This is a genomic window from Zobellia sp. B3R18 (assembly GCF_018860715.1).
In the GTDB taxonomy this organism is placed as follows: Bacteria; Bacteroidota; Bacteroidia; order Flavobacteriales; family Flavobacteriaceae; genus Zobellia; species Zobellia russellii.
On record NZ_JAHKQG010000013.1, the window covers coordinates 432,857 to 454,557 of the forward strand.

The following is a 21,701-nucleotide window of genomic DNA, read 5'->3' on the forward strand; positions in this document are numbered from 1 at the left end:
TTGAGGATTACGGAATTACGGGTCGCTGTAATACCATAATTTAACGGAAACGTTTAACCAACCTTTTTTCTAGAACTAGAGATTATGAAAATAGAAAATACATTTCTATCGGTTTATTTTTGGGTGCTTTCTTTGAATATGTTGATTACGGGAATGGTCTACGGCCAGTCCTCAAATCCGTGCAGCTCCACCCCTTTCCCCAATGACTGGCAAACACATGAATTACAAAGTTCGGAATTGCCCTACCGTGCCGTTTATATTCTACCCAAAGAAGATTTGAATGGAGATGGACTAAAAGATATTGTTGCAGGAGGATGGTGGTATAAAAACCCTGGGAGCGCTTCTGGAAATTGGGAGCAAAAAACTATAGGGAATCCGTTTAAAAACGTCGCTTTTGTTTATGATTTTGATGGTGATGGAGATCAGGATTTATTGGGTACTCAAGGTGCGTACAGAGGTGCGGATATGGCTTGGGCGGAGAATGATGGCGCTGGAAACTTTACGATCCACACCAATATTCCTTCAGGTAGAACAACGTATTGGGAGAAAAAAATACAAGGTATTACATCGGGTGTATTCCAGCCTGGCGGGCCTTTTCAAATTGCGATTAATTGGAACGGCGCTGAATCTTCAGGTTCTACGGTTCAAATGTTGACGGTACCGGCCGATCCCAAAAGCGGTACATGGAGCTTGAGGGATATTAGCGATGATTCCTTAGGAGAGGATTTGCAAAGTGCCGATTTGGATGGTGATGGGGATTTGGATTTATTTCAATCCGATAATTGGCTGAGAAACGACGGTAACGGCAATTGGACTACCATATCTACTGGTATTGGTTATCGTACTACTTCGGATAGGTCGCAATTGGCCGATTTTGATGGGGATGGCGATTTGGATGCTGTGGTTGGGCAATTAGGAATTGGTACTAGTGCCACGGATCGCAAAGAATTTGCGTGGTTTGAAGCGCCTTCCAACCCAAGTTCCACATGGATAAAACATGTGTTGGCCACAGATATTAGTTCGAGCCTTAGCCTTTATGCTACGGATATTGATGACGATGGCGACCCGGATATTGTGGTGGGCGAATGGAAAGGAGATAATAGATTGCTTGTTTTTGAGAATGATTTATGTGATTCCGGTGATTGGATAAAGCATACCATAGATGCTGGCGGAACTGGTTTTGATCACCATGATGGAGCTCAGGTGGTAGATATTGATAATGATGGCGATTTAGATGTGGTTTCCATTGGTTGGGATCATATTGTTCCCCGAATTTTCGAAAACAAGTCCACTATAACAAATAGCGGTCCGATTTCGGATGCAGGAGAAGACCAAACCCTTGTTTTGCCTACAGCTACTATCACATTAAACGGTAGCGGCAGTGACCCGGATGGGGGAGCGATAGCGTATAAATGGGCGCAGAAAAGCGGACCTAATACGGCGACTCTGGCTAATACAACAACTAAGAACCTAATGGCTTCCAATCTAATTGAAGGGGATTACATTTTCCAGTTTATTGTTACGGATAATGAAAATGAGAGTGCCACAGACGAAGTGTTGGTAAAAGTCCTTCCCGAACCCATTGCTGGCAGTTCTAAATTGCTTATAAATGCCGGTGGGCCAAGAGCGGTGCAGAATGGGGAAGAGTTTGTTGCAGATCAGTATTTTGATACCGGAAGTACTTTGAACAGGCATCAAACAGGGTTGTCTCAACCCTATAGTAGCATACGTTTTAGCCGTACGCAGCAAATGAGTTACAATATTCCATTGGCTAATGGGGATTATACGGTAAAACTACATTTTGCCGAAGTCTGGTTCGGTGCCACGGGAGGCGGCTCAGGTGGTATTGGTAGTAGGGTTTTTGATGTGGCTATTGAGAATAGTAGAGTTCTTGATAACCTTGATGTTTTTGCTGAAGTAGGTGCGGAGACCCTGTTAACAAAGAGTTTTAACGTAACAGTACAAGATGGTCTTCTTAACATTGATTTTTCCGCTTTGGCTTCCGATGGAGGGTCCAGGCATCCTATAATTAATGCTATTGAAATTGTAGGTGATGGAGAGCAACCTTCTTTTCCGCCAGAAGTAAATGCGGGTAACGATAAAACGGTGAGTTTGGAAGATACATCAACCTATACTTTTAACGGTTCGGGAAATGACCCGGACGGTGGAACGGTGTCCTTTCAATGGAATAAACAAAGTGGTCCTGGTGGGGTGCAGTTGTCCGGAGCAAATACTAAAAACCTAACGGTTAGTAACCTGGTTGAGGGTGATTATGTCTTTAGATTGCAAGTTACGGATGATGAGGGCGAATCGGATTTTGATGAGGTTAAACTGAAAGTGCTACCAGAACCTACTACTGGGGCTTTTTCATTATTTATTAATGCAGGTGGTTCGTCTATAGTTTATAACGGAATCGACTTTACTGCCGACCAGCATTTTGACACTGGCTCAACTCTTAACAGGCCACAAACAGGTTTGCCTGAGCCGTACCGGAGTTTTAGGTTTAGCCGATCTCAGGTTATGGGTTATGATATTCCGTTGCCCAACGGAGCATATTCGGTAAGATTACATTTTGCCGAACTATGGTTTGGTGCAACAGGAGGAGGTTCCGGAGGAATAGGCAGTCGCGTTTTTGATGTACAGTTGGAGAATGAATTGGTAGAGGATAATTTAGATGTTTTTGCATTGGTTGGAGCAGATGCGTTATTGGTAAGAACGCACTCGGTTTCTGTTACGGATGGTATGCTTAATATTGATTTTTCAGCCTTGGCTTCTGATAGAGGCTCTAGGCATCCGATTATAAATGCCATAGAGATTGTCGGAGAAGGCGGGCAACCTTCACTTGAACCTATTGCGAATGCAGGCCAAGACCAAAATATAGTTTTGCCTGTAGATGAAGTGGTTTTAGATGGTTCTGGTAGCGATCCTGATGGTGGTGCGGTTTCATTTCAATGGGTGCAGGTTACTGGCCCAAGTACAGCTACCTTGTCTTCAGCTACGACTTCGGAACTTAATGTGAGTAATCTAATTGAAGGTTCTTATGTTTTTCGGTTAACGGTAACGGATGATGAAAGTCAAGTAGATTCGGATGAGGTGACAGTGGTCGTTAGTCCGGAAGCGGTTGGTCTGGATGACCATATTTGGCTAGAGGCGGAGTGTGCAGATGTTGGTGCTGATTGGTTGTTTAGAACAGATAGTTCTGTTTCAGGTGGTACGTATTTAGAAGCGCCGTCTGGCAATTACTTTAATAGTGCGCCTTCCGGTGGCGGTTCAAGGATACGTTTTGACTTTTCTGTTGAAGAAGGAACGTATCGCCTGTATGCTCTAGTAGATACTCCAACAGGTGATACGGATAGTTTTTGGGTACGGGCAAATAACGGGCCTTGGTTAAAGTGGAATTATATTTTAGGGGGCAATGGTTTTAATTGGAGGCAATTGCACGATAAGGAGCGTAGGACAGTGTTTGTTACTTTTAATTTGAACGAGGGAAATAACACCATAGATTTTGCCCATAGGGAACAAGGTGCTAAGCTTGATAAAATATATGTTACTAAAAATGGGCAACTTCCAACCAGTTTTGGGGAGAGTGATTTTACATGTTCGCTGAGCAGTAAAAATTCGACCGTACAAAAAGAAGCTAATGTGTTGTCTAGGAATATTACGGATTCGGGAATTGGTTCCGATTCATTGATGGAGCAGGGCGAAAGTGCAGTAAGTTTATATCCCAATCCGGCACATACGGAAGTTCATATTTCGCTTCAAAAAGAGCAAAAAGAAGCGGAATATATTGCTATTTATACCATGGATGGAACATTGGTTAAAATGGAAAAGGGTAATGCAATACAGGTTAAACCTAAACTTTATAAAATGGACGTAAGTATTTTAAAACCTGAAATGTACGTCATTCAAGTTGTAACTGTAGATGGAGGGTCAACAATCCATAAAATGCTTATTTCGAACTAGTTGGAAATAGGTTTTGGGTTCAATTTAATCCCTAACGAATTTTACTCCTGCGGTAATGATTGAAGAGCTAAATGTGGTGTCCCTGTCGTACTGATAAAACTTCAGGTCAATACTCTTAAGGCCAAATTTTGAGATATGCATTTTGGTGAAAATATCGGTATAAGAAACTCCCAGGCCGTATTGGTTGGCGGTGTATTCGGATAGGTCATAGTCCGAGGTGTAGAACTCTTCATTGGAAAGGTGTCCTTCGTAAGGTGCAAAATAATCCGCGGCAGATTGATTGTAAAATCGGTAAGAAGGGTAAAGTGTAAACTTATCGTTCAATTTAACGGCTGCTTCCAAGCTTGCCGTATGTGAGCGGACACCCCAATCATCAAAATAATAGCGATAATACGTTCTAAGCGTTAGGATTTCGTTGAGGTACCAGTTTAAACGTCCGCCTAGAGCAAATTTTAGCCTCCCATCAGGTAAACGTTCAATATCATCCGCCAGTTGAAAATTTTCTATAAAAGAGTCCGGTACATCCGAAAAGTATACACGTTGAAAAGGCGTTGAAAGAAGCCCTTGTTGGTTAATAATATCAAAGGAAATCAGCCCCTGTACATTTTTGTGTAGTATTTGGGAAAGGCCAAGTCCTAGTGAGTAGGAGTTGCGGTTGGTTTTGTCTAGTTCGGTAAAATTGGGTGTGTAATTACTGTTTCCGGTAATTTCATCGGGTCTAAAAAATCCAACACCATCATTGCCAAAAGGTCTAAGTTCAAAAGGGTATATGGTGGTCCATTTATCCAAATACACATTGGCGTTTATGCTGGCTTCTGTGTTTTTTTCATTGAAGAGTTTGGCGTAGCTCCCGCCAAAACCCAAAGAAAAGTAGTCATACTCTGAGGAAACGGAGAATTTCGCGGACCAAACATCGTTTCTGTCATCGGAACTGTGGCTGTAGCTACCTGTTAGATTTACCCAAGTATCGGATTGTGAAGCTCCTGAACTGGCGACAAATGGGTCGGCATCACTTTTTTTGTCAAAAGGATTAACATTGCTTGAGGAAGCAGAGGTGTAAGCGGAAACGCCCGCATCTATGGTAAGTACGTCGTCATCGTTTAACGGAATGGATACGATAATTGTTCCGGTTACATCCGTTAGTTCTTCTGTGCCTTTTCCGCCGGTTACGGCTGCATTGTCGCCATCTTGGGAATAATAACTGGTCAAAAAATCTACTTCGGTGGTTTCAAGAACCCGTTTTTTATATCCCTGATTTTCCTCCTGTGACCAAGCAAACTGAAGTCCTACTGTCAAGAAGATAAAAGCTATGTTTTTTATTGAAGTCATAATTCGTTTGTGCATCACCTTGTAACTTAATTGCAGCCGCAGCCACCTCCTGTTTTACCTCCGTTAGCCCCTACAGCTGCTTCTCTATAGGAGTGGGCTATGGTAACGTTTCGGTCACATTTTTTGTCGCTCAGGGTCATATCCGGGTCGCTGAGATTTACTTTTTCGTATTCTTTTACTACAACGCAGCTATGCATTGTGGCGGCAACCCCTATTCCTATTAAAAATCGTTTCATCATAATTTCTCTATTTCAATATGCTCGGATGTAGATATATTTCCTTTATCGTCAATTATTATACATTCTATTTGGGGCATTTGATTGATTCTGTTCAAACCTACTTCTTTACCCATTACAAAAACCGAAGTGGCCAAAGCATCAGCCAATTCCGCTTTTGGCGCAAAAACGGTAACGCTAATAATTCCTGTTGACGGAAATCCTGTTCTTGGGTCAATGATATGGGAGTATCGTTTGCTGTCTAAGGTTACGAATTTTTCATAATCACCAGAAGTAACCACCGCTCCTTGTGTAATGGGTAGTAAAGCAAACACCTTATTTTTGTCCATTGGGTTGGTGATGGCAACTTTCCAAGGCTCGCCATTGGGTTGTTTTCCCCATGTATTCATGTCTCCCGAAGCATTGATTATTCCGGCAGCAACCCCTGTTTCAATTAATAGAGCCTTTGCTTTGTCTGCGGCAAAGCCTTTGCCAATTGCTCCAAAACCTATTTTCATACCTTCTTCTTTCAGAAAAACGGTACTATTTTCAGGGTTTAAAACTATATTATGGAAGCCTACTTTTGCTACTGATGATTGAATGGCTGTGGTGTCTGGTATTTGGGTCATGCTGCCGTCAAACACCCAAATTTTATCCATAGAAGCATAACTAATGTCAAAAGCACCATCGGTAAGTGTGGAAAGGCCTATTGCCCGTTCAATGAGGTCGTAGAGTTCCGTAGAAACTTTTACAGGACTTTTTCCGGCATTTTTATTGATTTCAGAGGTTTGTGAATGGGGATTCCATGAAGATATCAAGTCTTCAATTCTGGAAATTTCGGCCACTGCCAAATCTATATTTTTATTTGCTTCGGTTGAATCTTTGGTAACTACAGTAATATCAAACCTGCTCCCCATTAACTTTAGTGTTCTGGTAAAAGTACCCTGTGCAATTATGGATAGTGAAAACAAAAAGAATAGTACGAATAGGGAATTTCTCAAGTCCTATAATTTAATTAGAATATGAAACGAAACACTGCGTCTATAGCAAAGATAAGATAGAATCTATTAGGTCTTGGTTGTAGTCCGTAAAAGAATCTTTTTTGAAAAATGCATGACGATAACTGTTACACTCATTAAAAGAATAAAAATTTTTTGCGCAATTTTGCGCATATTAAAAATGAAATATCACCCAATTATTCAGTATAATTGTATGGTTTTAGCAAATTAGATAGTGTAAAAACAAGATTACATAAGTTTTGCGCAAAATTTGTGCAAATTGTTTATCGCATTAGTAATGTATTGTTAGCTTGTTACGCCTGTATCTTTGATGAGGTTAATGCTAAGATAGCAATACTTAAAAAGAACGAAAATTTGCTGAAGACATTTTAGTAGTAATTCCAACAAATAGAAAACAGAACATCAATGAAACAAAAAGAAAGGAAGTCTAGTTTAAAGAAACACTTCTTAGTCGCACTATCCTTGACCACATTTGGATTTTTTCAAGCTAAGTCACAGGAAAACAAGGTGTTTAACGAGACTGGCGGAAAAGCAGTTGTGGAAGCGGAGGATTTTTATAAACAAACAAATACGGATATCCGTAAGTGGTATGTAATAGATTCCAACTTTAAATCAACATTAAAAAGTACTGAGGACAAGTTGCATTATAAAGACGCGAGTGGAGAGCGATATGTAGAAATATTACCAGATACGCGTACCAATCATGATGAAAAGCTTATAGTAGGAGAAAATTTCTCCAACGAGCCCGGTAAGATGGCCATTTTGCATTATAAAGTCAACTTTTCTACGCCTGGCAGATATTATGTATGGGCAAGGGCCTATAGCACCGGTTCTGAAGATAATGGGATTCATGTGGGGGTAAATGGCACATGGCCAGAGTCGGGCCAGCGTATGCAATGGTGCGAAGGTAAAGATGCTTGGACATGGGGCAGTAGCCAAAGAACCCTAGAAGTGCACTGCGGTGTGCCAGGGTTGATATATTTGGACATTGAGAAGGCCGGTGAGCATGATATTCAGTTTAGTATGAGGGAAGATGGTTTTGAAATGGACCAATTTATATTGTCCAAGGATAGTAGCTTTCATCCTGAAAAAACTAACGAGGTTGCTTCTGATGATTTATTAGCTATGGCAAAGGAAGTAAGGCCAAGCGCCAGAATATATCCGGCACAGGGGTTTAAAAGCACTAAAAATTCATTTTATAACGATAGAAAATGGTTGGCCATCAATCCTGAAAAATATGAGGAAGCGGAGGCTTTTCTTCCCTTTGATGGAGGTGACGGCACATATGATGTGGTGTTGTTTACGGTAGGCGAAAATGATGGCCGGTCTGTATATACTTTACGGAAAAATGAAGAAAGCTTTCAGGATTTCAGAACTCCGTTAAGCAGTAATATGTTTGAAGAAGGCTTGGAGTATGTAAAAGTCTACAATAACATTAAGCTAAACGGTAAAGATGAAATAGGGATAAAGGCAGTTCCAAAGAGTAGGGACGGTAAGGAATTTAGTCGAGCAAGATGGATCGGATTGGTGGTTGTTGAAGCTGGAACCGGTAAGAAACTGCTAGAGGAAATGCAACAAAAAATGGCTGAGCAGGCCAATTTAAAAATTTCGGGAGAGCTTAAGAAATGGCATAAAATAACCTTGACTTTTGATGGGCCAAGAACCTCAGAAAAAGCAGATTACAACCCATTTATGAACTATCGCTTTAATGTAACTTTTGCTCACGCGCAAAGTGGTAAATCCTATGTGATACCTGGTTATTTTGCTGCTGATGGTTATGCGGGACAATCTTCTTCGGAAGAAGGAAATAAGTGGCGTGTTCATTTTGCTCCTGACGAAACTGGTGAGTGGACGTACAAGGTTGATTTTAGAAAAGGAAACTATTCAGCGGTGAGTACAAAACCTACTACGGGACTCAGTGGTTCCTATATGGACGGTGCCAGTGGAGCCTTTACTGTTGAAAAAACAGATAAAGAAGGAAACGACTTTAGGGCTAAGGGAAGATTGCAATATGTAGGGGAGCGTTATTTGAAATTTGCCGAAACAGGTGAGTATTTTTTAAAGCAAGGTCCTGATGCGCCCGAAAATTTTCTTTCCTATGTAGACCTTGATGGTACTTTTAAGGACGATGGCCATAAGGATGGTATGGTTAAAACTTGGTCGGCTCATTTACAGGATTACAAGCAGAATGACCCAACTTGGAAAAACGGAAAGGGTAAAGCTATCATTGGCGCTTTAAACTATTTGGCTTCAAAAGGTTTAAACTCGGTCTCATTCTTGACCAACAACATTGCCGGAGATGATCAGAATGTATTCCCTTACATAGATTATGATACCTATAATAGAATTGATGTGTCCAAAATGGACCAATGGGAGATTATTTTTGAGCATGCCCAAAAGTTGGGGCTTTTTCTTCACTTTAAAATGTTTGAAGTTGAGAACCAAGGGCTTTTGGACAATGGCGGTGTTGGAGCCAATACCAAATTGTATTATCGAGAATTGATGGCGCGTTTTGGGCATCATCTGGCTTTAAACTGGAATCTTTGTGAGGAGAATGGTGAATGGGTAACAAACCCAACAACACCTCCGCAAGAGGAGGAGCAACGTTTGGCTATGACCACATACTTTAAAAAGAACGATCCTTATCATCATCATTTGGTAATCCATAATGGAATTGAGTTTGATGATTTATTAGGCCCTGAAAGCGGACTTACAGGACCATCAGTGCAAACGAATAAAGTAGATTTCAGCCGTGTGCACGGGCAAGTGTTACGTTGGTTGAATGCATCCAAGGAAGCCGGTTTTCAATGGGCCGTAGCGGTTGATGAACCCGGTGACGCACAACATTCGTTAATTACGGATGCTGAAAATCCTGATCATGACAATGCCCGTAGAAATGCCTTATGGGGTACGTTCATGGCCGGTGGATGGGGTAATGAATGGTATTTTGGATATGCACACCCACATTCAGACCTTACTTGTGAAGATTACCGCTCTAGGGACTTGTTCTGGGATCAAGCGGTACACGCCATGGATTTCTTCAAAAAGAATGATGTTCCGTTTTGGGAAACAGAAAATAGAAACGACCTTGTTGGTAATACGGAGAATGAAAATACAGTCTACTGTTTGGCAAAGGAAAACGAAGTCTATGTGGTTTATCTTAATTCAGAACCAACTGCCCAGTTAGATTTGTCCAATGCTTCCGGTGAATTTGAAGTATTATGGTTCAATCCGAAAAAAGGGGGAGACCTTAGAAAGTCAAAGGTCAAGAAAGTGTCTGGTGGTGCCGTTGTGGATTTAGGAAAATCGCCAGATAAAAAACAACAGGATTGGACTATTTTGGTTAGAAGAACAAAGTAGTCGTTTTGCCATCATTAGAAAAGCGGATTCCGTCTAAATGACAAGTATCCGCTTTCTTAATTGTTAGGTGAACAAGAGTTCAAAGATGTCCCGGTATTATTCATATCGGATAACATCTTTGAACTTTTTTTGTTGGTACCATGGGTCATTGGTTCTTTTAAGCTCTTTTCCTAGGATACTTAAAAGGTTTCCGGCCACTTCGGGTTGTTCGTCTATGCTAAGTTTTTTTAGTTGGTACGGGTCTTCTTGATTGTCGTACATATAAACTTCTTGTAAACCTTTGGCTTTATCGTCTCCGTGCTTTTTCTGGTCCACACAAAGCGTATATCTATTGGTGAGTATGCCTCGTGAATTGGCGAGCATGAGTAAGATTCCTTCAGGTTTTTGAACCGTTTTTTTGTTGGAATTGGTTAAAAGAGGAGAAAAATCAATCCCTTCAATAGCTTCAGGTATGTTTTTGTTCAACCCGGCCAAGCCCATTACGGTTGGCAATACATCAGGTCCGCCAAAGAGGGCATCGTTTATTGTGCCGCCTTGTAAGCCCTTTGGCCAATGCACGATAAAGGGAACTGCCAATGACTCGGTTTCAAATACATTTTTGCCTTCTTTGCCATGGCTGCCAAGCATTTCACCATGATCAGAACTAAAAAGTATAATAGTGTTGTCTAGTTCTTCCACTTCTTTTAAAGTCTCTAAAACCTGCCCAATATAGTTGTCTACACTGGTGAGGTTGGCAAAATAGTGGCGTACGTAGTTGGCCACTTTTAAATCGGCATTATCACGTACGGCCAATTGGCTGTCTTCTGGGTACTTTTCTTTATTGTAGTACTTGGCAAGGGTTTTCATATCCGTATTTTCATCGTTCCAAGGATTATGGGGCGGATTAAGTGACCACATTAAAAAGAAGGGTTTATTGGAATCACGTACATTGCCTTTGTTCAAAAGATAGTTTTTGATTTTTTCAGCTTCATTTTTTGGAGTGAAGATTTTGGGTTCGTGTAATTCACCATCCTTTTTGCCATTAATGGTGTTTGGGTCATTGCTATAGACCAATGGGTCATAGTGTGTATCTCTTATGGATTGATAAAAATACTCTATACTATGTCTGGATTTCCCTGGGGGAACATAGGTGTCATACCTATTGATGTAGTTTCCGCCAGGTTCTTCGGTAGAACCTACGTATGTCCCTTTTTCGTCAAATAAGGGTTCGTTTTTCAGCCAATGACATTTGCCGAAATAGGAAGTATTATAACCAGCGTCATAGAACAGGTCGGTTATTGTTTCAATGTCATCACGTAAACTTTCGTCCCGATCCTTTCTACAGTTGTTCCAAATTCCGTTCTGTTCTGGATACCTTCCTGATAAAATCATGCCTCGTGCGGGACTACATAGCGGAAAGTTGCTGACGGCTTGCGTAAAAACCACGCCGTTTTCGGCCAATTTATCAATATGGGGAGTAACCACGGGATCAGGCTTCCCTATGACATGAGCTCTATATTTTTCTTTGGACCAGAACCCTGCGCTGTAACGCCTTAGTTGGTCTGGATAAATAATTAGAACATTTGGGGCTTTAGTTTTGGCTAAAACCGGTTCTGTCTTTTTTTCATCTTTACATCCTAAAGCCATTAAAACAAGGGCAAGAAGCAGTACGTTTTTCATAAAAAATAATCTTGATTATTTTGGGGAATCATTTTTAAGGTCTTGTATCCACTTAGGTAATTCTCCTAACCTCAATTCTAACTGAGCCTCAAACAATGATTCCGGTTTTACGGGAGCGTTTAAACTTTCTACAATTTGTACTTCATCTGGTTTAAAAGTGGTGCCGGCACCATGAAAACCGACAACTATTGGAGGTACAACGCGCCAATATTCCATATCCTTGGCAACAAAAGGAAAGTTCGTTTCGGGGGCATCGGTTTCTTTGTAATTCCAGAGTACAAGATACCTGCCGTGGTTGGGAAGGTTTTTAACCGCTCCACCAGCTCTTCCGCTAAAAAAACCACCTTCAATATTATCAAAAAGGGTGGATCTTGGTTGTGAGGCATGTGATTCAAAACTGCTGTGTGCCGGGTGTTTTGATCGCCAGACCACTGTACCGGTAGTGCTTCCGCCACCCACACCAGATGCATGTTGCATACCGTCCTTGTCATTAATATAGGCGAGAAGTACACCCGTAGAACCTCCGCCTACACTGACGGCACTGTGTCCAATTTTTCCATCTATCACAAGATTTAGAGCTGTTGTAGCCGCACAATGAGAAAAGTAAATGGCTCTATTGATATTAGTGAACGTACAATTTTTAACCCAAGAATCAGCTAATCCGGTTAGGTTTAAAATGCTCCATCCTCCGTCATCTTGTGCGGAGCGGTGGTGTACGAAATCTTTTTTCCAATTCCCTTCAAAGGTCAAATTCTCAAAACCTACTTCTGATAAATGCGGGAAAGTATATAGTTTCCAATCCTGCTGTTCGGAAATATTATAATGAATGGGGTCTACAAAAGTTATTTTGTTCCCCGAGACGGACGCAACTTTGTGCCGTTCATTAACCTGTACACCGTCTTCAATTATCGACGTCCATTTGGGGTTTAAGGGTAGGGGGTGAATATCCTGTTCTACAAATTTGGGGTCGTTATCTTTTACTTGAACAATGACCCAATCGCCTTTTTTAATTTTAGAAGCATCCGAAACCTGTATGGAATGGGTTTCCCTTCCGGCGGCACCCGTAATATCTGTGATGAACGTACTTTCCTTGGCGGTCTTGGTTTGTATAGCGTAAGGAGACGTCCATAAGTGTTCAGGTACTGTAGGGGGCATATCTTGTTCAAAAAATAAAATCGCTTTGTTAGAAGGACTCTCCGGGCCTCTTAAAACAATGTTGGACGATGTTATTTTAATGGTATTCAAATCATCGTCCTTTGTGTTAATAAGGTACTTTCCAGCAGGAAAATAGACAATTCCGCTACCGTTTGTTTCAGCGGCTTCAATGGCTTTTATAATCGCTTTTTTATCGGATATGCCATCGTTTGGACGTGCTCCAAAATCCTGAACACTAAAAACTTTATGAGCAGCTTCCGGAATCCCTGTTTCACTAAACCTGTAACCGGCATAGGAAAAGTTGGGCAGTATAGGTTCTGTGTTGTTCTGGACGGCATTTTTGTAATTTAACCATACGTTACTTTCTTGTGCAGCACAGTTTATTGCCAGTGAAAAAGTAAAAAGGAGAAACAAGGTTATGGAGAAACTACCTCTATTTTTCATATTGTTCTTTATATCTAAGTAAAGCTTCCAAGTAGTAGTAATCTGCGTAATTGAGCGGTACATCTATTTCAGCATTATGCGGAATGCTTCCTACGCTATGTTTTAGTATGAAATTATGATTAGTGCCTATTTCAGCAGTAAACTCATCTGTAGCTAGGGAAGTCAAAATTCGCTCAACATCAGCTTTGTAAGCATCATTGGTGTAGGTGTTTAACTCCAACAAGGCGGAAGCCGTAACACATGCTGCAGATACATCGTAAGGTTCGTTGGGAATATTTTCAGCATCATAATCCCAATAAGGGATACCATTTTTTTGATTCTTTTGGTTGATAATGTAGCTGGCTATTTTCTTGGCCATATCTAAATACGCTGGATCTTTGGTATAGCGGTAACAAAGGGCGTAGCCGTATAGACCCCAAGCCTGGCCTCTGGTCCAAGCGCTTTCATGGGCCGTGCCTTGAGCGGTATGCTTGAAGCGTACGTCACCCGTTTCAGGGTCGTAATCTACTACGTGGTAGGAACTGTTATCTGCTCTAAAATGATTCTTTAGAGTGGTGTTTGCGTGTGCAATAGCTATCTCTTTGTATTTAGGATCTCCAGTAAATTCTGAAACTTTAAAAAGAAGCTCTAGGTTCATCATATTATCAATGATTACAGGGTACTTCCAACCTCTTTCCGCTTGCCATCCGCGGTCTACATCCCAGCTCTGGATACAACCTACTGTAGGATTGAACCTTGTGGAAAGAGATTTTGCAGCTTCAATCATTACAGCTTTAAAATCGTCATTGCCCGTTAGCTCGTAACCGTGTCCAAAGGAGTTGTTAAAGACAAAGCCTAAATCGTGATTGGTGGTTTTGTATTTGTGTTCCTCAAATAAGGCTTGGGATTTTTCTGCTCTTGTTTTCCAAGCTTCATTATTGGTGGCTTTATAAAGAAACCACTGGCTCCCTGAAAAGAAACCTTCCGTCCAGTCAAAATTTTCGTGGGCCCAATGCATTTCCCCATCTGCGGTAACCGTTCTGGGTATTTTATTTTGGCTCTCTGCAATTGCTGTTTGTAGGGCTAGTTGTTTCTCCGCATGTGCCAAAACTGCATCTACATTAATAGCATTTGTTTTTGTAACTTCTGTTTTGGTAACAGTGTTGGTTTTGGTGGCACAACTATTCATAAGAACAATCACGACAGCGATAGATAGGTATTTTTTTATATTCATTTGTCTTTGTTAATAGGCTCTCCTTTTAAGACCTTATATAAGGGTTTCTGAAAACCTTTTTGTTAAAGCTAAACTACCGCGCATGTTGCTTTTGATAGGGGTAGTAATGGGTTAATAATAGGGGTTTTTGAGTTCTTTACGCATTCTTGGGGTTCAAGTTGGACTGTTTTTTAAAGGCTGATGGCGTTTTGCCATAGGCTTTTTTGAAACACGACCTGAAATACTTTATATCGTTAAAACCAACCTCGTAAGCAACGTCATTAATGTTCAATTCGGTTTCTTGCAGAAGCTGGCCAGCCCTTTTTAAACGGACACCTCTAATGAATTCGGAAATGGTATTGCCCGTTAGGGCTTTCAATTTTCGATATAGAACAGATTGGCTCATATTAATGTTCTCGCTAAGGAAGCTTGCGTTCAACTCGGCACTCGACATATTCTTTTCCACAATATCCATAGCATTTTTTAAAAATACTTCGTCAGTAGATATCAGTTCCAGTTCGCTAGGCTCTAATACAAGATCGGTTCTGAATTTCTTGGCAAGTTTTTTTCGGGTAGCCAATAAATTTTGCACCTGTAGCTTCAATAATTCCGCTTCAAAAGGCTTGGTCACGTAAGCATCGGCACCTGTCTCAAAACCTATTTTTTGAATTTTGGAAGAGGTTCTGGCTGTAAGCAGAATAACAGGGATATGACTGGTAAGTATATCGGATTTCAGGGTTTCGCACATTTCAATACCATCCATTTCTGGCATCATTACGTCACTAACAATCAAATCTATAGTTTTGTTCTTAGCTAAGTGGATGCCGGAAATACCGTTATTGGCTTCCAGTACATTGAATTCATCATTGAAAATACCTTTTACAAAAGCTCGGACTTCTACGTTGTCCTCAACAATGAGAATAGTTTGTTTGCTGTCATCACTTTGAAAATCGGTTTCGTTATCTATTTCATCTTTTACCCAATTGGATTTTAAGGTGGAAGGGTCATAGTAATCTAAAGGGTCAGCTTCAGTAATATGCTCTTCATAAATCAGGTCTTCCGGTTGTATATGCTCTTTCCCCAATGGAAGGCTTATGGTGAAGCAAGAACCTTGGCCAACCTCGCTTTCTACGCTAATTTGACCTTGGTGAAGAACAACTATATCCTTAGCCAAGGCAAGGCCGACACCGGTTCCAGAACGTAAATCATTTTTCTGGCCTAATTGGAAATAGCGGTCAAAAACAAATTCAATGTCTTTTTCATTAATACCTCTTCCTGAATCTTTTATTTTGATGTTTATTGCATCGTTCTCCGTTGTTATTTTGATGCTTATTTTACCGTTGGGAGGGGTGAATTTGAATGCGTTACTTAGAATGTTCAAAACCACCTTTTTCATTTCTATACGATCAAACCAAACTTCCAATGGAGGCTCAGGAACATCAAGTTCAAATTGTATGGCCATGTCATGGGCTAGGTCGTTAAAGGAAGCTTTGGTTTCTTCAATAAAAGGAATTACATCATTTTTGGAAAAAGCCATTTTCAGCTTTCCATTTTCAGCCTTTCTAAAATCCAACAACTGATTTATAAGTTGCAGCAAAATACGTGCGTTACGCTGCATACCCGTTAATTGTCTTTGCATTTGCGCATCACCTTTCTTTTCTTGAATAAGGCGTTGCAACGGAGCGGTTATAAGGGTTAACGGTGTTCTGAAATCATGTGAGATGTTGGTGAAAAGCTGTAATTTTAATTGATTTAATTCCTGAATCTGCGTCTTTTCCTGACGTTCTTTTCTTAAATCATGACGCTCCTTAATGCGTATAAGAGTATATCTTCTTATCAATAAAAAAGCACTTACCAATAAAATTGCATAGATTATATATGCCCACCAAGTAAGCCAATAAGGCGGGTTTATATGAATGTCCAGTGAGGCTGTTTTCCCATTCCAAACACCGTCACTATTCGTGGCCTTTACAAGAAAAGTGTAACTGCCGGGATCTAGATTGGTGTATGTGGCTTTTGTTTGATTGCCAACAAATTGCCATTTAGAATCAAACCCTTCTAGCATATAAGCGTATTGATTGTTATTTGGTCTGGAATAGTCTAACGCTACATACTCAATACTAATATCATTCTCATTGTATGCCAACTTAAATTTGGAGGAACTGTGGTCTACTATTTTTTGGGTAGTATTTGTTATTTTTAAATTTTCAATGAGTACAGGGGGGATAAAAGAATCCCGTTTTATTTCCTTAGGGTTAAAAACGGTAAAACCATTTACTCCTCCAAAGATCAAATCTCCTTTTCTGGTCTTTAAATAAGCTCCATAATTAAATTCGTTGTTTACCAAACCATCTGATTGCGAGTAGTTTTTTATTTCATCCGTAGAAATATTCAACCTACTTAAACCTTTGTTTGTACTAAGCCAGATATACCCTTGATTATCGGGGAGAATGCCGTAAACCACTTCATCTGGGAGTCCATTATTTATTCCGTACCGTACCGATTTTTTAGATTCTAGATTGTAAGAATAGAGTCCGTCTCCTTCGGTACCTATCCATAACTGGGTGCTGGACTGGGGGTAAATACTAATTACTTTCTGAATATCATACGGAGTATGGGTGCCTTCCTTAAATTTTATGGGTTCTATTACTTTGGTGTCTATAGAAATTGAACCAAGTCCGTTTTCACCACCAACAAGAAGGATTTTTTCATTTGGGCTTTGAGTAATTGCACTAATGAAAGTTCCTAATATATTATTAGGGTCGGCAATTCTAAAACTTTTTCCAGTTTTGGTATCATAGTAGTTTAACCCACGATTATCTGTTCCTACCCAAAGGTTATTATTCATGTCTTCTATTAAAGAAGTGGCCCTATTGGTTGAAAAGTTGGAGAAGGTATGAGTTTTGTCTACCCAATCTTTAAATGATGGCCCTTGTTTTTCAAGTAAAGCATAAGAAAGCCCTTTGTTGTGTGTGGCAATCCATAAATTACTCTTGTAATCTTTTACAATGGCTTTTATATTGTTGCTGGATATGGAGCTCTTGTCAGCGTCATCATGAACAAAATGTTTAAAAGTGTTGTTTGATGTGTTGAAATAATTGAGTCCGCCGCCTTCGGTTCCGACCCATAAATTTTCTGATTTTGTCTCTACAATAGAACTTACAACAGGGTAATTTAGGCCGTTAGAACCTATTTGGTAGTTTTTGAATATATTAGATTTTCTGTTCAAGTAATTGACTCCGCCCGCCCATGTGCCAATCCAAATGTCTCCTCTAGAGTCTTCCATTATTTTATAAATGGAATTTTGACTAATGCTTTCAGGATCTTCTGGGTCGTTATCATGATGAGTTACCTCATCTGTTTTTTTGTTTAAAAAATATAGTCCGCTGTAGGAGCCGATCCAGAGATTTTGTTCATCGTCTTCATAAATAGTACGGACGGGACTCTCAATTGGTTTTGAGTTTTTAGCGATCTTAAAATCTATAAATTTCAGCTTCTCTTTGTTAAGTTTTGCAAGTCCACCGTCGTGACCTAACCAAATGCTACCGGACTTATCTTGGAAAAGAACGGTATGGTAGTTCTTTGTGCTTTCGGGAGATTGACCCTCTGGATAACTATATGCCTGAATTTTATTTTCTTTCTTATTATATAAATGGACTGTTTTTGAGGTAGCAATCCATAAAGCATCATTTTCTAAATTAAGGAGTGATAGTACCCTGTTGGATTCCAGCGTAGCGGGCTTATATAATTCGTTGAAATTGTTGATTTCTTTAGAATCGGAATCTATGTGCATTAAACCAATATCTGCGGCTACCCATACTCCTTTGTTTCCATCAGAAATAATATCATATACTTCTCCTTTAAAAGGTCTGTTTTCTTGATTGGGAATTTGCACCCTATCAAAGTTATCGGTTTGGGGGTTATAGGTATTCAGTCCATTTTTTGTCCCCACCCATAGGATGCCGCTATCGTCTCTGAACAATACTTTTATCCAGCTATTGCTTAAGCTATTTTTGTTTGTGGCATCATAGTAGTAGTTTTTAAATTCATGTCCATCAAATCTATTGAGCCCGTAACGCGTACCGAACCATAAGTAGCCCTGCTTATCCTGTGCAACGGCAACTACGGAACGTTGGGAAAGTCCCTCCTCGGTAGTGTAATTCTTAAAATTCAGTTCGTCGGTAGCCTTGTGGGGAGATTGTGCTTGTAATTGCACGAGAAAGCCAAAGAGAACAACAAGGGCAAAATTAAACTTCATTACATATAAGGTATTATAAAAGGTAAAAGTTAGTGATTCTTCAGAGAATTTTCTAAGCTATAATTTAGGGTAATTCCGCTCAGCCCTGTGAATACGTGATATTGAATGATTAGCCCCCTTTTATTGGACTATATGCCCCGTACGGTTGGACTGTTAAAAAGTACTTTTATCCTACAGAAAATAGAATTGAAACAAAAACATAACCGAAACTGTTTTTAAACATGAAATTGAATTACGAAACACGATATGCTTCAAGTCCAGAAGCTGTAAAAGAGTATGATACTACCCAATTAAGAGATGAGTTCTTGATTGAAAATCTACTGGAACAGGGAAAAGTGAACATGACCTACTCCCATTACGACAGATATATTACCGGTGGGGCAGTTCCAGAAACCTCATTGCATCTTGAAGCGATAGACCCTTTGAAGTCCAGTTTTTTTTTAGAGCGAAGAGAAATAGGGATAATTAATGTAGGAGCTTCCGGATCCATAGAAGTAGATGGAACCTCTTATAAAATTGAGCATAAAGACGCATTATATATTGGGTCAGGTGCAAAGGAAGTTATTTTTAAGAGCAACAATGCAAATGAGCCTGCTCTGTTCTATTTTAATTCTGCTCCGGCACACGCTTCGTATCCTACCAAAAAAGTTAGTAGGGCAGAGGCTAATAAATTAGAGTTGGGTAGTTTGGAAACGGCCAATCATAGGACCGTGAATCAAATGATTATTGGAGGTATCGTTACTACGTGTCAGCTTCAAATGGGAATGACTGAATTAAAAACAGGAAGTGTTTGGAATACTATGCCTGCTCATGTTCATGACCGTCGTATGGAAGTTTATTTTTATACAGATGTGCCTGAAAATCAATCCGTGTGCCATTTTATGGGACAACCACAAGAAACCCGTCATATTTGGATGCAGAACCACCAAGCGGTAATCTCTCCACCATGGTCAATTCACTGTGGCTCCGGAACATCTAACTATACTTTTATTTGGGGTATGGCCGGTGAGAACCTTGATTATAGTGATATGGACGTAGCAAAAATTACAGAACTAAGATAAATATGAGTATTTCATTATTTGATTTAAAAGGAAAGGTAGCCCTAGTAACGGGAAGTACACACGGGTTGGGAATGGCTATGGCCAAAGGCTTAGGTAACGCTGGTGCCACCTTAATTGTAAATGGAAACTCGTCACAAGAAAAGATAGATGAGGCACTTAAAGTGTATGAAAAAGAAGGAATTACTGCCCACGGCTATAAATTTGATGTAACCAATGAGCAGGCGGTAATAGAAGCAATTCAAAAAATACAGAAAGAAGTAGGTGAAATAGATATTCTAGTGAACAATGCGGGTATTATTAAAAGAACCCCGCTTGAGGATATGGAAGTGGCGGACTTTAAACAGGTTATAGATGTTGATTTGGTGAGTCCGTTTATTGTATCAAAACATGTAGTCAAAAGTATGATTGCCCGTAAAGAAGGGAAAATTATTAACATTTGCTCTATGATGAGCGAATTGGGTAGAAATACGGTAGGAGCTTATGCAGCTGCCAAAGGAGGTTTAAAAATGCTTACCCAGAATATGGCTACGGAGTGGGCCAAACATAATATTCAGGTAAATGGAATTGGACCGGGGTATTTTGCGACGTCACAGACAGAACCTATTCGGGTTGACGGGCATCCGTTCAATGAATTTATTATCAATAGAACCCCAGCGGCCAAATGGGGAGATCCCAATGAGCTCCAAGGGGCGGCCATCTTTTTAAGCTCCGAGGCAAGTAATTTTGTAAACGGACATGTACTTTATGTTGATGGGGGAATTTTAGCCACAATAGGAAAACCATCCAACGAAAAATAAGCCTATGAAAAGACAGTTATTAGTTGCGATTGGGGTTTGTGGAATGATAATACATACAGGTTGCGCGGACACTACCAAAGAAATCTATCAAATAGAACTGACGAACCCGTTAAATGAGTCTAGGACATTGGAAACGGTTGAAATAGATTTACAAGCGGTTCCTTTTAAAAAAGAGGTTTTGGTTTCGGCAAAATCGTATGAACTTATTGATTCGTCCGCAAAAGCGAAAATAACTTCGCAAGCTGTAGACAATGACGGAGATGGGCGTTTTGACCAGCTTTTGTTTCAACCTACTATGCAACCCAATGAGGTAAAGACTTTTGAGATTATTCCGTCTACAGAGGTTGTGGAAGAAGCGAATGAACCCGCTTGTTACTCACGGTTTGTTCCCGAGCGTACAGATGATTATGCTTGGGAAAACAATCGTGTAGCTTTTAGAACCTATGGCCCAACGGCCCAGAAATTAAAAGAAGACGGTGTTCCCGGAGGAACTCTGTCTAGCGGAATAGACGCCTGGTTAAAAAAGGTAGATTACCCAATTATCAACAAGTGGTATAAAAAAGAACTGGAAACCGATGGAACTTATCATAAAGATACAGGTGAAGGTTTGGATAATTTTCATGTTGGAGTGAGTAGGGGCGTGGGCGGTATTGCGATTAAAAAAGATAGTACGTACCATGTTTCAAAGAACTTTGTCAGTTATGAAAGAGTAACTACCGGGCCTATTAGAACAAGCTTTGTTTTAAAATATGGGGATTGGAATGCTGGGGAAGACATTGTTACGGAAGAAAAGCATATATCATTGGATTATGGTTCTAACCTCTCTCAATTTATCATTAAAATTGAAGGAACGGACCAGGTTTCTGCAGGTTTGACAATGCACGAAAATGATGGTAAGACCACTATAAACCAGTCCAAAGGTGTTGTAAGCTACTGGCAGCCACACGGAAAATCAGAATTGGGTACGGCTATTATTAGTAATTCAAAAGACTTAATAGCAGTTGAAGAATATCAAAATGGGAAGCCAGATGAAAATAACGTGTATGCCCAACTAAAGGTAAAAGACGGTACTGCGAAATACTATGCCGGGTTTGCTTGGAAAGAGAGCGGACAATTTTCAAATGCTAAGGAATGGGAAAGTTATTTGGAAGAATTTTCAAAGAAGCTTCAATCTCCACTACAGATAAGGTATTTAAAATAGAAAGGTATTGCCTTTTTCCAATTAGAGTAAACAAAGGGAAAGACCGTA

General features: G+C 40.1%; 12 protein-coding genes. 5 read left to right on the plus strand and 7 right to left on the minus strand.

From position 1 onward, the window contains the following. The first annotated feature begins 84 nt into the window (after positions 1-84). Positions 85-3,963, plus strand: coding sequence for a PKD domain-containing protein (locus KO513_RS16310; protein ID WP_215914312.1), 3,879 nt, complete (start codon positions 85-87; stop codon positions 3,961-3,963). A 24-nt stretch (positions 3,964-3,987) separates the two neighbouring features. On the opposite strand, the gene KO513_RS16315 is transcribed toward KO513_RS16310, so the two are convergent. Genes KO513_RS16315 through KO513_RS16325 form a run of 3 tightly spaced genes read right to left on the minus strand, consistent with a single transcriptional unit; the run spans position 3,988 to position 6,508 of the window. Further along, a complete protein-coding gene (locus KO513_RS16315) occupies positions 3,988-5,292 on the minus strand; it encodes a DUF3570 domain-containing protein (RefSeq protein WP_215914313.1) in 1,305 nt (434 codons plus the stop codon). A gap of 26 nt (positions 5,293-5,318) precedes the next feature. After that, the gene (locus tag KO513_RS16320; RefSeq protein ID WP_215440038.1) at positions 5,319-5,531 is read right to left on the minus strand and encodes a DUF4266 domain-containing protein; all 213 of its coding nucleotides are present in this window, start codon (positions 5,529-5,531) and stop codon (positions 5,319-5,321) included. After that, complete coding sequence (locus tag KO513_RS16325) at positions 5,528-6,508, minus strand: FAD:protein FMN transferase (RefSeq protein WP_252735913.1); 981 nt, start codon at positions 6,506-6,508, stop codon at positions 5,528-5,530. Before KO513_RS16325 ends, KO513_RS16320 begins: the two co-directional genes overlap by 4 nt. Positions 6,509-6,931: 423 nt before the next feature. On the opposite strand from KO513_RS16325, the gene KO513_RS16330 reads away from it, so the two are divergent. Beyond that, positions 6,932-9,886, plus strand: a complete 2,955-nt coding sequence (locus KO513_RS16330; RefSeq protein WP_215914314.1) for a DUF5060 domain-containing protein — start codon at positions 6,932-6,934, stop codon at positions 9,884-9,886. A 96-nt stretch (positions 9,887-9,982) separates the two neighbouring features. Here the strand turns inward: KO513_RS16330 and KO513_RS16335 are convergent, their stop codons facing one another. The 4 genes from KO513_RS16335 to KO513_RS16350 form a co-directional block, all read right to left on the minus strand. Beyond that, entirely contained in the window at positions 9,983-11,545 is a 1,563-nt protein-coding gene (locus tag KO513_RS16335) for a sulfatase family protein (protein WP_215914315.1), read from the minus strand. A 15-nt stretch (positions 11,546-11,560) separates the two neighbouring features. Further along, entirely contained in the window at positions 11,561-13,144 is a 1,584-nt protein-coding gene (locus tag KO513_RS16340; protein ID WP_215914316.1) for a DUF4955 domain-containing protein, read from the minus strand. Then, a complete protein-coding gene (locus tag KO513_RS16345) occupies positions 13,134-14,357 on the minus strand; it encodes a glycoside hydrolase family 88 protein (protein WP_215914317.1) in 1,224 nt (407 codons plus the stop codon). The genes KO513_RS16340 and KO513_RS16345 overlap by 11 nt, the downstream gene beginning before the upstream one ends. A gap of 136 nt (positions 14,358-14,493) precedes the next feature. Then, positions 14,494-18,594 carry a hybrid sensor histidine kinase/response regulator transcription factor gene (locus KO513_RS16350; RefSeq protein ID WP_215914318.1) on the minus strand — a complete coding sequence of 1,367 codons (4,101 nt, stop codon included), beginning with the start codon at positions 18,592-18,594 and terminating at the stop codon, positions 14,494-14,496. 221 nt (positions 18,595-18,815) lie between these two features. On the opposite strand from KO513_RS16350, the gene kduI reads away from it, so the two are divergent. The 3 genes from kduI to KO513_RS16365 are packed head-to-tail and all read left to right on the plus strand — an operon-like array spanning position 18,816 to position 21,653. After that, a complete protein-coding gene (gene kduI, locus KO513_RS16355) occupies positions 18,816-19,655 on the plus strand; it encodes a 5-dehydro-4-deoxy-D-glucuronate isomerase (RefSeq protein ID WP_038233566.1) in 840 nt (279 codons plus the stop codon). A 2-nt stretch (positions 19,656-19,657) separates the two neighbouring features. After that, complete coding sequence (locus KO513_RS16360) at positions 19,658-20,452, plus strand: gluconate 5-dehydrogenase (RefSeq protein WP_215914319.1); 795 nt, start codon at positions 19,658-19,660, stop codon at positions 20,450-20,452. A gap of 4 nt (positions 20,453-20,456) precedes the next feature. Continuing rightward, positions 20,457-21,653 carry a DUF4861 domain-containing protein gene (locus KO513_RS16365; protein WP_252735914.1) on the plus strand — a complete coding sequence of 399 codons (1,197 nt, stop codon included), beginning with the start codon at positions 20,457-20,459 and terminating at the stop codon, positions 21,651-21,653. Positions 21,654-21,701: the final 48 nt, after the last annotated feature.

What these genes read in the sequence shown, in the direction of transcription:
- KO513_RS16310 (WP_215914312.1), top strand. Translation starts at nt 85, where the DNA reads ATGAAAATAGAAAATACATTTCTATCGGTTTATTTTTGGGTGCTTTCT.
- KO513_RS16315 (WP_215914313.1), bottom strand. Translation starts at nt 5,292, where the DNA reads ATGACTTCAATAAAAAACATAGCTTTTATCTTCTTGACAGTAGGACTT.
- KO513_RS16320 (WP_215440038.1), bottom strand. Translation starts at nt 5,531, where the DNA reads ATGATGAAACGATTTTTAATAGGAATAGGGGTTGCCGCCACAATGCAT.
- KO513_RS16330 (WP_215914314.1), top strand. Translation starts at nt 6,932, where the DNA reads ATGAAACAAAAAGAAAGGAAGTCTAGTTTAAAGAAACACTTCTTAGTC.
- KO513_RS16335 (WP_215914315.1), bottom strand. Translation starts at nt 11,545, where the DNA reads ATGAAAAACGTACTGCTTCTTGCCCTTGTTTTAATGGCTTTAGGATGT.
- KO513_RS16340 (WP_215914316.1), bottom strand. Translation starts at nt 13,144, where the DNA reads ATGAAAAATAGAGGTAGTTTCTCCATAACCTTGTTTCTCCTTTTTACT.
- KO513_RS16345 (WP_215914317.1), bottom strand. Translation starts at nt 14,357, where the DNA reads ATGAATATAAAAAAATACCTATCTATCGCTGTCGTGATTGTTCTTATG.
- KO513_RS16350 (WP_215914318.1), bottom strand. Translation starts at nt 18,594, where the DNA reads ATGAAGTTTAATTTTGCCCTTGTTGTTCTCTTTGGCTTTCTCGTGCAA.
- kduI (WP_038233566.1), top strand. Translation starts at nt 18,816, where the DNA reads ATGAAATTGAATTACGAAACACGATATGCTTCAAGTCCAGAAGCTGTA.
- KO513_RS16360 (WP_215914319.1), top strand. Translation starts at nt 19,658, where the DNA reads ATGAGTATTTCATTATTTGATTTAAAAGGAAAGGTAGCCCTAGTAACG.
- KO513_RS16365 (WP_252735914.1), top strand. Translation starts at nt 20,457, where the DNA reads ATGAAAAGACAGTTATTAGTTGCGATTGGGGTTTGTGGAATGATAATA.